Here is a 14020-nt window from a genome sequence, read left to right on the forward strand (position 1 = left end):
GACAGCCTTGGTTATCCCGATGGAAGGGCTTGAGAAAACCGAGCTTACCTTCGGCTTCATCAAGCTTACCGACATGGCCCCGTTGGCGATTGCCTATGAGAAGGGCTTTTTTGAAGATGAGGGGCTGTATGTAACACTTGAGCCGCAAGCAAACTGGAAGGTCCTGCTGGATAGGGTCATCGACGGCGAGTTGTCGGGCGCGCACATGCTGGCGGGCCAGCCACTGGCGGCGACCATCGGCTACGGCACAAAAGCCCATATCGTCACGCCGTTCTCCATGGATCTGAACGGCAACGGTATTACTGTCTCAAACGAAGTCTGGGAAAAGATGCGTCCTAATATTCCGAGCATGGAAGACGGGCGCCCGGTGCATCCCATCAGCGCCAGCGCTCTGAAACCTGTGGTCGAGGAATATGCCGCTGATGGCAAGCCGTTCAACATGGGCATGGTGTTCCCAGTCTCTACGCACAATTACGAGCTGCGCTACTGGCTGGCTTCGGGGGGCATCCACCCGGGCTTTTATTCGCCCGATGATGTGTCGGGCCAGATTCAGGCCGACGCCCTCTTGTCTGTCACACCCCCACCTCAAATGCCCGCAACGCTCGAAGCCGGCACGATTTACGGATACTGCGTGGGTGAACCATGGAACCAGCAAGCAGTCTTCAAGGGGATCGGCGTGCCGGTCATCACGGATTACGAAATCTGGAAAGACAATCCGGAAAAAGTCTTCGGCATTACCGCTGAATTCGCGGAAGAAAATCCAGTGACGACGAAGGCAGTTACACGCGCCCTTATCCGGGCAGCTATGTGGCTGGACGAAAATGACAACGCGAACCGGGCTGAAGCGGTGGAAATTCTGGCGCGTTCCGAATATGTCGGCGCGGACGCGGATGTGATCGCCAATTCGATGACGGGCACGTTCGAATATGAGCGTGGCGACAAGCGTGAGGTGCCAGACTTCAATGTCTTCTTCCGCTATAATGCAACGTACCCATACTATTCGGATGCGGTCTGGTATCTTAGCCAGATGCGGCGGTGGGGTCAGATCTCCGACAGCAAAGATGATGCGTGGTACGACGCGACGGCGCGCGAAGTTTACAGGCCGGACATATATCTCGAGGCCGCCCAGTCCCTGGTTGATGATGGCTTGGCGGACGCTGCTGATTTCCCCTGGGAAACAGATGGTTACAAGCCAGTCACATCAGACTTCATTGATGGCGTCTCTTATGACGGACGCCAGCCGAATGCGTACCTTGAAAGCCTGACGATAGGGCTGAAGTCCAGCCAGACCGTTGCTGCGGGCGAAGTCATCGAATGACCAGCGGGCTAGAGCGGGCCACCAGATTGCCGGCCCATGTTCTCAAATTTTCCAACCATCGGAGTCAATAAGATGGGAAGTATTGTTTTCAACAAGGTTGACGCATCTGTCGATGAGCAGGTCGTTGGGAGCCCTTCCGAGATCACCCGCGAAGTCTCCGAAAAGGAGGGCGCAGACTCAAAGAGCGAACGTCAGGAAAAAGTATTCTCGGGCATTAACAAGGCTTCGAAGTTTCTTGATGTGTTTGCATTGTCCTGGGTGACGCCGCTGCTCATGATGGCCGCAGGTGACAGTCCGAAGCGAAACCTGCCATTATTGGGCCAGCGGCTTGTCGTGCCGATCGTTGCTATTCTGACCTTTCTGGCGGCGTGGGCTGTTCTGGCGCCCCAGGTCAAGACATCGCTTGGTGCGATCCCCGGGCCAGCTCAAGTTTGGGAGCAGGCGGTGGTGCTTCACAAGGATCATCTGCAGGAAAAGCAGAAAGCCGGACAATTCTATGAGCGTCAGGCTGCACGCAATGACGCCCTGATCGCGGCCGGGCGTGAAGGCGATGTGTCCCGCGTTTCCTATACGGGCAAACAGACTTTTTACCAGCAGATATGGACAAGCCTTCAGACGGTCTTTTTCGGCTTTTTTCTGGCCGTGGTGATCGCGGCTCCCCTTGGCATCGTGATGGGCATGTCGTCGACCATGAATGCGGCGTTCAATCCTCTGATCCAGATATTCAAACCGGTGTCGCCGCTGGCCTGGCTCCCCATTGTCACCATGATTGTCTCTGCGACCGTTGCGACAGATTCCGGGATTTCGAAGTCTTTTCTGACGTCGGCAATCACGGTGACCCTGTGTTCCCTGTGGCCCACATTGATCAACACGGCGCTTGGCGTGGCATCTGTAGACAAGGATCTCGTCAATGTGGGCAAGGTTTTGAAACTGAAGCCACACACCCAAATCACAAAGCTCATCCTGCCATCTGCGTTGCCGCTTATCTTTACAGGTATGCGCCTGTCCCTGGGTGTTGGCTGGATGGTTTTGATTGCAGCGGAGATGCTTGCGCAGAATCCGGGATTAGGAAAATTTGTGTGGGATGAATTCCAGAATGGGTCTTCGCAATCACTGGCCAAGATCATTGTCGCAGTTCTGACGATCGGGATTATCGGCTTCTTGCTCGACCGGGTCATGTACGCCTTGCAGACCATGTTCACTCATACCAGCACGCGATAGAGGAAAGAGAATATGTCGATCCTTGAGCTGAAGAATGTGTCGAAATGGTTTGGTGACGATTCTGATCGCGTAGATGTCCTCCATGACATTGATCTGGCTGTAGAAGAAGGGGAGTTCGTCGCGATTGTCGGGTTCTCCGGGTCTGGAAAATCAACCCTTATCAGTCTCATGGCTGGTCTCGAATTTCCGAACAGGGGTGAAGTAACTTTTCGGGGAGAAACTGTTGAAGGACCTGCACCGGACCGGGCCGTCTGCTTCCAGAGCTATTCGCTGATGCCGTGGATGACTGTGAAGGAGAACATTCTCCTGGCTGTTGATGCGGTGTTCGGAAAGGAAAGCAAAGCAGAGCGCAATGCACGGGCGCAAAAGTACATCGACATGGTCAGCCTCAGCCATGCCGTCGACCGGCGCCCGGCAGAGCTTTCAGGCGGTATGCGCCAGAGAGTGGCGGTCGCCCGGTCGCTCGCCATGGATCCGGAAGTCCTGCTGCTGGACGAGCCTCTGTCGGCCCTTGATGCACTTACACGGGCTAACCTTCAGGATGAGATCACCTCCATCTGGGAACAGGACCGGAAGACGGTCGTCCTCATCACAAATGATGTGGATGAAGCCCTGCTTCTGGCGGATCGTATCATACCTCTGAACCCGGGACCGAACGCGACCTTCGGACCATCATTCAAAGTAGATTTGCCGCGCCCGCGAGATCGCACCGCCATGAATCATGACGAGACGTTCAAGACGCTTCGCCGCGACGTTACCGCCTATTTGATGGATGTCGGAATTGCGAAGAAGCGGGCCCAAGTCGAGCCACCCTTGCCGGAGGTGACCCCAATCACATTGGGCAAGCCAAAAGCATACCGTGAGGCATCTGAAACCTCAGGCTTCAACGATGATCGCTTTCTTGAATATTCCCAGGTGAGCAAAGTTTATCCTACACCCAAGGGGCCACTCACCGTGGTCGACGGGTTCGATATCAAGGTGAGGAAGGGTGAGTTTGTTTCGATTATTGGTCATTCGGGGTGTGGCAAGTCCACTGTCCTGACGATGACGGCCGGTCTGAACGAGGTCAGCCGTGGCGGGATCATTCTGGACAATCGGGAAGTTGCGGCGGCCGGCCCGGATCGGGCCGTGGTTTTTCAGGCTCCCTCTCTGTTTCCCTGGCTGACAGCAAAGCAGAACGTCGCCGTAGGCGTGGACCGTGTTTACCCAGATGCAACTCGCGAAGAGCGCGAGCAGGTGGTGGAATACTACCTGCACAAGGTTGGCCTGGGCGAAGCCATGGACAAGCTGGGGGCGGATCTCTCGAACGGGATGAGACAGCGTGTTGGCATTGCTCGCGCTTTCGCTCTTTCGCCCAAATTGTTGTTACTGGATGAACCTTTCGGGATGCTTGATAGCCTGACGCGCTGGGAGCTTCAGGAAGTGCTCATGGAAGTGTGGCAGCGCACAAAGGTTACAGCCGCGTGTGTGACGCATGATGTGGATGAAGCCATCCTGCTTGCGGACCGGGTCATCATGATGACCAATGGACCGAATGCGCGGATCGGGAAGGTCATGGAAGTTGATATCCCGCGCCCCCGCACGCGCAAGGCTTTGCTCGAACATCCGGACTATTACCACTACCGCGAACAGGTTCTGAGTTTCCTCGAAGAGTATGAGAAGGGCGCTCACAGCTCCAAATCAGATTCGGAATCAAAGCCTGAGTCAGAGACGGAGGCGGCGTAATGTTCAGATCGTCCGTCTTCAAACAAATAGTGACTGAGGGGGAATAAAACATGCCCCAGGAAAAACTTGTGATTATTGGTGCGGGGATGGCAGCCGGACGGTTGCTGGAAAACCTCGTACAGGCCGCACCGGACCGCTTTAGCGTTACGTTGTTCAATGCGGAGCCACGCGGAACCTATAACCGGATCATGCTGTCTCCCGTCCTCTCGGGCGAAAAGACCTATCAGGAAATCGTCACTCATGACGATGACTGGTATGCTGGGCATAGAGTTAATTGCCGGTTCGGCGAAAAGGTTCTGGAAGTGGATCGGAAACGGAAAGTCGTCATTGGTGAAAAAGGCGATGTCCCGTATGATCGACTTGTCATCGCGACTGGATCAAATCCGTTTATCATTCCATTACCCGGTCACGACCTACCTGGTGTTATCGCGTACCGCGACCTGGACGACACCCACACGATGATTGAGGCTTGCCAACCGGCTTCAAGGGCGGTGGTGATCGGCGGCGGCCTCCTTGGGCTGGAGGCTGCCGCCGGTCTGCGTCTGAGAGGAATGGACGTCACGGTTATTCACCTCGCGCCGACATTGATGGAACGCCAACTGGATCCGTCCGCAGGGTATCTCCTGGAAAAGGAGCTCGCCAATAGGGGCATTACGATCCTGACAGGGGCGAATACCAAGGAGATCTATGGGGACGGCAAGGTTGACGGAGTACGACTGGCAGACGGAACGGAGATTCCTGCCAGCCTCGTCGTCATGGCGGTTGGAATTCGGCCAAATATCGAGGTTGGCAAGCTAGCCGGTCTGGAAGTCGGCCGGGGCATCAAGGTCAATGGCGTGATGCAAACGTCCGACCCGAACATCTATTCCGTTGGAGAATGTGTCGAGTTCGATGGAAATTGCTATGGGCTTGTCGCCCCCTTGTTCGAACAGGCGCAGATTTGCGCAAAAGTAATGACGGGACAGGGGAAAACGGAATTCTCCCATTCTGAGACCGCAACAAAGCTGAAGGTCACTGGGGTAGATTTGTATTCCGCAGGAGATTTTGCTGAAGGAGATAATCGCGACGAAATTGTGTACCGAGATCCTGGGCGCGGTATCTACAAGCGCCTGATCCTCGAAGAAGGGCGACTGATCGGGGCTGTTCTATATGGAGAAACATCCGATGGAGCATGGTTTTTCGACAAGATAAAAAAGGCGGAATTCATAGAGGAGGATGAACGCGACACGCTCATATTTGGCCAATCCTATGCCGGAGGGACTCCCCTGGACCCTATGGCGGCCGTTGCAGCCTTGCCGGATGAGGCAGAGATCTGTGGTTGTAACGGCGTTTCCAAGGGACAGATCCTTTCGGCTATCGACGAGAACGGGCTTGCCGACCTGGATGGCGTAAGAGCTTGTACCAAGGCGTCGTCATCATGCGGAACGTGCACGGGTCTGGTGGAAAGTCTGCTAGCCTTCAAGTTGGGAGATGCGTTCACGGCTTCCGCTAAGCGCACGGTTTGCCAGTGCACGGATCTAGGCCATGATGATGTGCGGCGTTTGCTTGCCTCTCAGGACTTGAGATCCATTCCTGCCATCATGCAGGAGCTGGGCTGGAAAACATCTTGTGGGTGCGCCAAGTGCCGACCAGCGCTCAATTTCTATCTTTTGGCAGCATGGCCAGGCGAGTATGTCGACGATAATCAGTCTCGCTTCATCAATGAGCGCGTCCACGCCAATATTCAGAAAGACGGGACTTATTCTGTCGTACCTCGCACTTGGGGCGGCGTGACCACAGCAAGTGAGTTGCGAGCGATCGCAGACGTTGTGGACAAGTTCGATATTCCTACGGTGAAATATACAGGCGGGCAGCGCATCGACATGTTGGGCGTGAAGAAAGAAGACCTCCCAGCTGTATGGGCAGATCTGAATGCGGCGGGTATGGTCTCCGGCCATGCATACGGAAAATCCCTGCGCACGGTGAAAACATGCGTCGGAACCGACTGGTGCCGGGTCGGAACGCAGGATTCGACCGGCCTTGGGATCAAGCTTGAAAAGCTCATGTGGGGATCGTGGACCCCCCACAAGGTGAAGCTGGCTGTTTCCGGATGCCCTCGAAACTGTGCGGAAGCCACTTGCAAGGATATTGGTGTGGTTTGCGTTGACAGTGGATACGAAATTCACTTTGCCGGCGCGGCCGGTATGGAGGTCAAGGCTACCGAGTTGCTGACAAAGGTCACCGACGAAGCAGAGGCGATCGAAATGTGTATGGCCGTGCTCCAGCTTTATCGCGAGCAGGGCTTCTATCTTGAGCGCATCTACAAATGGGCCGCGCGGGTCGGCATCGACCGGGTTCAGGCGCAAATTGTCGAAGACGCTGAAAACCGGGCAAATCTGGTCGAGCGCTTCGCATACTCCCAGCGTTTCGCTCAAGTCGATCCCTGGGCAGAGAGGGCTACAGGCGGGGTTGATGCGCACGAATTCAAAAAACTCGAACCGGTGGGATAGATCGAATGAGTACTCAGACCGCCATTATGTCATGGGCCGAGTTGTGTGGGGTTGACGATATTCCCCTCCGGGGGTCTCGGCGGGTAACGCTCGATGCTGAAGAAGTGGCCGTGTTTCGGACCGCAGCGAACACCGTGTTCGCGATCCAGAATGTCTGCCCGCATAAGGGGGGGCCACTCAGCGAAGGGATCGTACATGATACTGCGGTCTCATGTCCCCTGCACGCGATGGTGATTGATCTGGAGACGGGCAGGGCGCGCGGCGCCGACACCGGTTGCGTGCGCACCTACCCAATCGAAATTCGGGAAGGTGGCCGAGTTTACATCGGTCTTCAATCCGGCTGACCCCCCAATGGACCGTATGCGCCCGACAGCAGAAGAAGTCTCCACAACATGCCCTTACTGCGGTGTGGGCTGTGGCGTTCTGGTCAAACCTGACGAAGGTGGGGAAGCCGCCACAGTGCGCGGGAATCCCGATCATCCGGCGAATTTTGGCCGACTTTGCTCGAAAGGATCTGCGTTGGGGGAGACGCTGGATCTGGACGAACGCCAGCTGTTTCCAACCATTTCTGGACAGAGGGCGAGTTGGGATTCTGCTCTGGACAAAATCGGCAACGGATTTTCAGAGGCGATTGCTACCCATGGGCCCGATAGTGTCGCGCTCTATGTCTCGGGACAGATTCTGACAGAAGACTATTATGTCGCCAACAAGCTCATGAAAGGCTTTGTAGGGTCGGCGAATATCGACACGAATTCGCGACTTTGCATGGCGTCTTCCGTGGCCGGTCACAAGCGCGCGTTCGGTTCGGATACGGTTCCCGGCTGTTATGAGGACCTGGAACGGGCTGACCTTGTTGTGATGGTGGGCAGTAACCTGGCCTGGTGCCACCCCGTGCTTCACAATCGGATCTTGGCGGCAAGGGAAAAGCGTGGCACGCGCCTCGTCATTATCGATCCCCGCAAGACGGCCACCACCGATGCAGCGGACCTTCATCTTCCGATCCGTCCGGGAGCAGATGTTCTGTTGTTCAATGCGCTCTTTGCTCACCTTGCTGCGAGCGACGCTCATGATACGTCGTTCGTTAGTGCGCACACCAAGGGGCTGGACGCAGCGCTGGATGCCTCAGGGCCCCTCGGACTGGCCGAACTTTCCATAGCCACAGCGCTGCCAAAATCTGACTTGCGGACCTTCTTTCAGTGGGTGGAGCAGACGCCCGCGACGGTAACCATCTATTCTCAGGGTGTGAATCAATCCTCGGCAGGTTCAGACAAGGTCAATGCGATAATTAATTGCCACTTGGTCACGGGACGTATCGGGAAGCCCGGATGCGGGCCATTTTCCGTGACGGGCCAGCCCAATGCCATGGGGGGGCGCGAAGTTGGCGGTCTCGCGAACCAATTGGTCGCGCACATGGATTTTGCACCAAAGGATGTCGACCGGGTGCAGCGTTTCTGGCAGGCGCCGAATATGGCCACACAACCTGGTCTGAAAGCGGTCGACCTGTTCGAGGCTGTGCATGAGGGAAAGATCAAAGCACTCTGGATCATGGCAACCAATCCCGTCGTCTCGCTGCCGAATGCTGATCGCGTTCGAGCTGCCATTAAGGCGTGCCCCCTGGTTATTGTGTCGGACGTCACCGGGCGGTCTGATACAGCCAAGCTGGCTGACATTGTGCTCCCGGCCACGGGCTGGGGGGAGAAGTCAGGTACGGTCACCAATTCCGAACGCCGGATCTCCCGTCAACGGAGCTTTCTGAGAGCTCCCGGCGAAACGCGACATGATTGGTGGGCGATTTGCGAAGTGGCGCGCCGCATGGGGTTCAACGGGTTTGACTTTACGTCAGCCGCCGAAATCTATCAGGAGTATGCTGCGCTATCTGCGTTCGAGAATGATGGAACACGTGATTTCAATATCGGGGCCCATGCCAATATTGACGAGAAGGCATATGATGAACTTGTGCCGTTCCAGTGGCCGCTGGCGGAAGATACCCCTCGCTCTGGCAATTTGGCGGCCCTCAATCATCGCTTCTTTTCCGACGGCCAGTTTTTCACGGACGATCGCCGCGCCAGATTTGTTGCGACGCCGTTCCTGCCAGCCATGTCGCAACAGAGCAAGAAACGTCCTTATGTATTGAACACGGGCCGTGTGCGGGATCATTGGCACACGCTGACACGTACGGGAAAGTCACCGCGCCTTTCCGCCCATATCGCTGAGCCATTCCTTGAAGTTTGCCCTGAAGATGCTGACAGACTGGGTTTGCACCTAGCGGGGCTTGCGGAGGTAAAGAACGAGTATGGCCGTGCAGCCTTGCGGGTTCTGGTGACGGACCGGGTTCAGCCCGGAACTGTATTCGCCCCGATGCACTGGACGGATCGGTACAGTTCAGGCGGCCGCGTGGACTGCCTGGTTGCGCCACATGTAGACCCCGTGTCGGGACAACCTGAGTCGAAGCATTCCGTAGTGTCCATTGCGCCTCTACGGCCGAATTGGTTTGCGTTCGTGGTTTCCAGAACGGAGCTGCCGGGCCAGGTTCTGGGAAAGCTGGACTATTGGGCCTCTGCGCGCGCGGGTGGGGGATGGCGTTATGAATTGGCTGGGTGCGGAAAACTGCAAGAATGGGCAGAACAATTATGTCCGGACATCTTGGCGGTCCAGATGATCCGCGCAAACGGTCAAATCGCTCGCGCGTCCTTTCAAGATGACTCCCTCGACATATGCTTGATTGCGTCAACGTCCGGACCTGTGAGCGCGGATCGTGGCTGGCTCGCTGGCTTGCTTGCCGTCGACATGGACGAGACAACGAGGCTGGGTCTGTTGGCGGGACGTCCTCCAAGCGGGAAATCGTCCGGCCGGCTTATCTGTTCCTGTCTGGGTGTTGGCAGCGTGGCAATTGGCGAAGCGATCCAGGCCGGGAGCAGGAGTGTTGAGGGGGTCGGGGCCGCTACGGGCGCGGGTACCAATTGCGGGTCATGCAAACCTGAAATTCGTGCCTTTCTGGAAAAGTTGAAGTCGGAAGAAACATCCCCACACACGATGGCTGCGGAGTAGGCACATGCTTGGAAAATTGACTTTGATCGGCTGTGGTCCGGGCGCATCGGATCTCCTGACAATACGTGCCGCGCGCCGGATCGGTGAGGCAGATATTGTTTTTCATGACCGATTGGTCGAGGCTGATGTGCTGGAATTCGCAAGCCCCGCGGCCACCCTGCAATATGTTGGAAAAAAATGTACGGATGGTGGGCGTCAACAGACTGACATCAACAGCATGTTGCGTGGCGCCTTGCTGGCAGGACGCCATGTTGCACGTCTGAAGTCTGGCGATCCCATGATATTCGGCCGAGCCGCTGAGGAAATTGCGGTGGCTGTTGAGCTTGGCGCCGAAATTGAAATCGTTCCGGGTGTGACCGCGGCGTTGGCGGCGGCGGCGGAATGCTCGATCCCAGTGACCGAGCGAGCCGAGTTGAAGAGCTTTGTCGTGACGACAGGTCGCTCTGCGAACAAGGACAAGGAACCCGATTGGGCCAATTTATTGAAACCCGGAATATGCGTGGCTTTCTATATGAGCGTAGCGCAGGCATGGCGCATTCAGACCGCCTTGATGGCGCGAGGTGTGCCGGGGTCACTCCAGGCGGAATGGGTGGAGAATGTCGGAAAACCGGACTGTCGCAGGGTAGAAACTCGCTTGGACCGTCTTGCTTTGGATGCGCGGCAACACAGAGTCCGGAACCCTGCCATACTTTTCATTCGTTACCCGCTCAGTGCGACGAATGTGGAAGTTATTCCCGCTCCAGCTGACGGCATGACTATTTAGCCAAATGGGTGATTTGGCTCGTGTCGAGGGCGCCGAGCCGACTTCTCTGGTCTCTGATGGTGAAGCCTGAAATGTAGCCATCAATATTGGTCGGATCGAATATGCGCCGATCCATGAACTGGTCTGCCCCCATGGCGACGGGCTCTGTTGCATCACTCAGTAGCCAGGCATGTTGATGCGCACCTTCCATTTTTTCATCGGCGCTGGGGCAAGCTATGCCCAGTCGCTCGACAGCCTCGCAGTAGATGTCAGGTCGGAAAGCCAGCCTGGCGATAGCACTCGCATCCACATCGTCTGGAGCTTCTCCCCACCGGATCATCTGGGACAGGATCCACTTGGCGTGTGACCGCCAGGGGAAGTTAGCCGCGTAGCGGTGGAAGACGTTGAAATCGGGCATATCTATGCGGAGTTCACCACCCGTCTGTCGGTTCTTTCCCGTCAGTGAGCCTACAACTTCGTCGAAGGGCGCATTCACATAGTCGGGGGTCGAAATGATCTGGGCTGCAGTTAACCGGTTGTCCATGTCATCCAGCCAGGCGCAAGTCTCCGACAAAGCGGCGATGAGCTTTAGATGCCATTCCTTGTTCTGCTCGGTCCAGTCCTGACGCACTCCAAGAACTTTTTCAGGGCCATTCGACCAGATCTCTCCGGATGTGATCAGTGTGCGTCCAATACCCGCAACCACAGCGGCATTGTTCCACGGCTCGCCGACGCAATAGCCATCGATCTGTCCGGCCGCGAGCGCGTCAACCATCAGGGATGGCGGCACGACGACGAGGTTGAGATCGCGCATCGGATCAATGCCGGCGGCGGCCAGCCAGTAGCGCAATTCAAGTGCATGCATCGAATGAGGATACACATGCGCAAAGGTCAGCGCGGCTTTGCCATCTTCCTTGCGCTGGTCTATCACGCGTTTGAGGGCGTAGGCGGAGAGCGGACGACGAGAAATGGTCTCCGGTGCCATCTGCGCCATGGCTTCGAACAAGGTGGTTGAAACGGTGATCGCATTGCCATTGAGGTTGAGCGTGAAGGCTGTCGTGAACTCACCTGGGAAGGGACCGATGCCGGCTGCCGAGGCAACGACCATGGGTGACAGCATGTGGGCGCCATCAATCGCGCCGGTGCCGAGCGCGTCGCGCATGGCTGCCCAGGAAACAAACCGTTTAAGGGTCACATCCAGTCCATGCGCTGCGAAGGCACCACGCTCCTTGGCTACCGCCAATGGGGCGCAATCTGTGAGCTGTGCAAATCCGAGTGTGAGAGAATGTGCCATCAGATGTTGTCCGGTGCATGCTTGCCGGCAAGCATGCCGACAATGGTCAAAATGTTTTCAGCCACCTCTTTGATGGGCTTGCCCTGTTGTTGGGACATGGTGCGTATTGAGGAGAAGGCTTGGTCCTCCGTCATGCCATGATGTTGCATCAGCATGCCTTTCGCGCGCTCTATCACTTTGCGAGCGGCGAGATCGTCCTTGGTTTTTTTCAGTTCGTTGCGCAGGCCATCCATGTGACGGAAGCGGGCAATGGCCGTGTCGATGAGGGGCTGGACCCGTTTGGGGGTTAAGCCATCAATCACATAGGCGCTGACGCCGGCTTCAATTGCCTCCTGCATACCGCCGCCACCTTCTTCCTCCACGAACATCACAATGGGTTTGGGGTTGGATTGGGCGACCAGGCGCAGGCTTTCAATCGTGTCTCTATCCGGCGAATTGCAATCCATGATGATAACATCCGGACTGATCCGGGCGATCAGGTCGAGGAGAACCCGTCCATGGGTTTGCGTGGCTGTGTGCACCACGGCATTGGCGATCAGTCCCTCTTCAACCTGCCGGGCCCGTTCCGGATCTTCATCAATCAACAGCACGCTCAAAGGCGCAGCCGAAGTGACTGCGCCTTGAGCTGGAACAGCTTCAACTTCCTGACCCTTAGAGGGCGAAGTCAAACTGGATCCAGAACTTGCTGGTGTTTGTGGCGAAGTCATCTGCGCTGTAATCCGCATATTTGAGGGTGATACCGATCTTGTCCCATTTTGCAGAAGCCGCGAGATCGAGTTCGCTGCCATAATCGGCCCCTCCGACATCTGCGCTGAAATCATGATAGACTGCAGTCAAGGCCACACCACTGAACGGGCCGATATCGCCAACTTGATACGCTGCCTTTGCATAAATATCTTCCACACCGGTCGTGGGAGTGGTCAAAAACTTGTCGGCCCAGCCCTGGAATTTGTGAAGCGTCGCCAGCGGTGTTTGAAATCCGCGTGCATCGTCGCCGCCGAGCACTTCAATGCCGGCGCCGAGCGTAACTGCTTCAACAGAATATGTGCCTTCAACGAGATAGTAATCGGCCGAGTAATCCAGGGAACTGGAGCCATAGTCGGACTGGGTAGCGTAGGAAACTGTGTATCCGAGCTTTCCGGTCCCGATGGCCTGCTTTCCCGCCAATCTGGCGCCGACTGTCTGGGACGAGAAAACGCCGCCAGCATTGTCAACGTCAATCTGATAGGCAAAGCCAGTCAGCGTACCGATCGGAGTGGGGTGACTGAGGTTCAGCAGATAGGAATCGCCATCCCAGCGTCCCACGGCGGAATCATCTCCAAAGATGCGGTTGATCTGGGCGATATAGGTGAAATCGACCTTCAGCTCGCCCAACGAGGAATTCTGAACCCTTGCGCCATCGAAGGTCTGCTCATTCTGGCGCCATCCGACATTGCCCACAAAACGCGCGTCATCCAGGCCGATCCTTTGGCGACCCAGCGTGATTATCGTATCCGGCAATGAGGTATTGGTTAGTTGAAATCGGTTCAATTCCGTTGCATTCGGATCCGCGACGACCGGATAGCCGGTCTTTCCATTGATGGTCGAATTGAAATCGTCGATGAGGTCGTCGATGTGATCGAACTCGACCAAGAGAGCGGTGTCGAAGATTTTGCCTGTCTCGAAGCCGGCTCGGAAGCGATAGGTGAGGGCGCTTGCATCCTCCGGCAGGCCTTCCTGTTCGACGCCCTCATAGCGAAGCCGCGCATTGAAGATCGGCTTTGTGTCAGCCAGTGCGGTTTCCCAGCGGGAAGTGGTCTGGTCGGCTTCGGATGCACACGGGAGTGCAACGGAGAGCAACACGACAGGCGCGATGAGCGCGCGGAAATTGGGTTTTGCAGACATGATCAGTCCTCGGTCTGAACTGGCATCGCCCTGAAAGGCGTAGACCAGCAGAAAGAAAAATAGCCCGGAAACCAGCGTCCGGACGGTTCAACTTCTTCACCGAAGATTTGCGCCCAGCTTCGGGCGCGAAGACTTTGACCATTCAAAGCTGGCTAGTTTTTGCCCCGGGCCACCGAACTGTGCAACGGGATCAAGGAGTGACAAAAAACTTCCGCCAATTCAGATCAGTCTCTGGGCGGGATGATTGAGGTCTGCCAGAAATTCAGTCATTCTGGGCAGGTCGGGAAGATGTAGCGATT

10 protein-coding genes are annotated in these 14020 nt (G+C 56.3%); 7 read left to right on the plus strand and 3 right to left on the minus strand.

All coding sequences use genetic code 11. The annotated features are described in order from the left end of the window. Nucleotides 1-19: 19 nt before the first annotated feature. From B2P82_RS04490 to cobA, 7 genes are all read left to right on the plus strand, one after another. Nucleotides 20-1318: a CmpA/NrtA family ABC transporter substrate-binding protein gene (locus B2P82_RS04490; RefSeq protein ID WP_349679726.1), complete on the plus strand. Its 1299-nt coding sequence runs from the start codon at nt 20-22 to the stop codon at nt 1316-1318. Between the two features lie 72 nt (nt 1319-1390). Next, the gene (locus B2P82_RS04495) at nt 1391-2539 is read left to right on the plus strand and encodes an ABC transporter permease (protein WP_290485107.1); all 1149 of its coding nucleotides are present in this window, start codon (nt 1391-1393) and stop codon (nt 2537-2539) included. A 12-nt stretch (nt 2540-2551) separates the two neighbouring features. Continuing rightward, on the plus strand, nt 2552-4264 hold the full coding sequence (locus B2P82_RS04500) for an ABC transporter ATP-binding protein (protein ID WP_290495436.1): 1713 nt from the start codon (nt 2552-2554) through the stop codon (nt 4262-4264). A gap of 50 nt (nt 4265-4314) precedes the next feature. Next, nucleotides 4315-6753, plus strand: a complete 2439-nt coding sequence (nirB, locus tag B2P82_RS04505; RefSeq protein WP_290495438.1) for a nitrite reductase large subunit NirB — start codon at nt 4315-4317, stop codon at nt 6751-6753. Nucleotides 6754-6779: 26 nt separating this feature from the next. Then, nucleotides 6780-7097, plus strand: coding sequence for a nitrite reductase small subunit NirD (gene nirD, locus B2P82_RS04510; protein ID WP_349678450.1), 318 nt, complete (start codon nt 6780-6782; stop codon nt 7095-7097). Between the two features lie 7 nt (nt 7098-7104). After that, a complete protein-coding gene (locus B2P82_RS04515; protein WP_290495440.1) occupies nt 7105-9801 on the plus strand; it encodes a nitrate reductase in 2697 nt (898 codons plus the stop codon). A gap of 4 nt (nt 9802-9805) precedes the next feature. After that, a complete protein-coding gene (cobA, locus tag B2P82_RS04520) occupies nt 9806-10564 on the plus strand; it encodes a uroporphyrinogen-III C-methyltransferase (RefSeq protein WP_290495441.1) in 759 nt (252 codons plus the stop codon). Here cobA and B2P82_RS04525 read toward each other — a convergent pair. Genes B2P82_RS04525 through B2P82_RS04535 form a run of 3 tightly spaced genes read right to left on the minus strand, consistent with a single transcriptional unit; the run spans nt 10557 to nt 13721 of the window. Next, nucleotides 10557-11837 carry a CmpA/NrtA family ABC transporter substrate-binding protein gene (locus B2P82_RS04525; protein ID WP_290483046.1) on the minus strand — a complete coding sequence of 427 codons (1281 nt, stop codon included), beginning with the start codon at nt 11835-11837 and terminating at the stop codon, nt 10557-10559. The genes cobA and B2P82_RS04525 overlap by 8 nt on opposite strands. Then, nucleotides 11837-12505, minus strand: coding sequence for an ANTAR domain-containing response regulator (locus B2P82_RS04530; protein WP_290480744.1), 669 nt, complete (start codon nt 12503-12505; stop codon nt 11837-11839). Before B2P82_RS04530 ends, B2P82_RS04525 begins: the two co-directional genes overlap by 1 nt. Continuing rightward, nucleotides 12489-13721 carry an alginate export family protein gene (locus tag B2P82_RS04535; RefSeq protein ID WP_290495443.1) on the minus strand — a complete coding sequence of 411 codons (1233 nt, stop codon included), beginning with the start codon at nt 13719-13721 and terminating at the stop codon, nt 12489-12491. The genes B2P82_RS04530 and B2P82_RS04535 overlap by 17 nt, the downstream gene beginning before the upstream one ends. Nucleotides 13722-14020: the final 299 nt, after the last annotated feature.

The organism is Hyphomonas sp. UBA4494 (assembly GCF_002388935.1).
Taxonomy (GTDB): Bacteria; Pseudomonadota; Alphaproteobacteria; order Caulobacterales; family Hyphomonadaceae; genus Hyphomonas.

Bases quoted from the DNA above. Each gene is read 5' to 3' on its own strand.
- nirD (WP_349678450.1), top strand. From the start codon at position 6,780: ATGTCATGGGCCGAGTTGTGTGGGGTTGACGATATTCCCCTCCGGGGG.
- B2P82_RS04525 (WP_290483046.1), bottom strand. From the start codon at position 11,837: ATGGCACATTCTCTCACACTCGGATTTGCACAGCTCACAGATTGCGCC.
- B2P82_RS04515 (WP_290495440.1), top strand. From the start codon at position 7,105: ATGGACCGTATGCGCCCGACAGCAGAAGAAGTCTCCACAACATGCCCT.
- B2P82_RS04500 (WP_290495436.1), top strand. From the start codon at position 2,552: ATGTCGATCCTTGAGCTGAAGAATGTGTCGAAATGGTTTGGTGACGAT.
- B2P82_RS04495 (WP_290485107.1), top strand. From the start codon at position 1,391: ATGGGAAGTATTGTTTTCAACAAGGTTGACGCATCTGTCGATGAGCAG.
- B2P82_RS04490 (WP_349679726.1), top strand. From the start codon at position 20: ATGGAAGGGCTTGAGAAAACCGAGCTTACCTTCGGCTTCATCAAGCTT.
- B2P82_RS04535 (WP_290495443.1), bottom strand. From the start codon at position 13,721: ATGTCTGCAAAACCCAATTTCCGCGCGCTCATCGCGCCTGTCGTGTTG.
- nirB (WP_290495438.1), top strand. From the start codon at position 4,315: ATGCCCCAGGAAAAACTTGTGATTATTGGTGCGGGGATGGCAGCCGGA.
- cobA (WP_290495441.1), top strand. From the start codon at position 9,806: ATGCTTGGAAAATTGACTTTGATCGGCTGTGGTCCGGGCGCATCGGAT.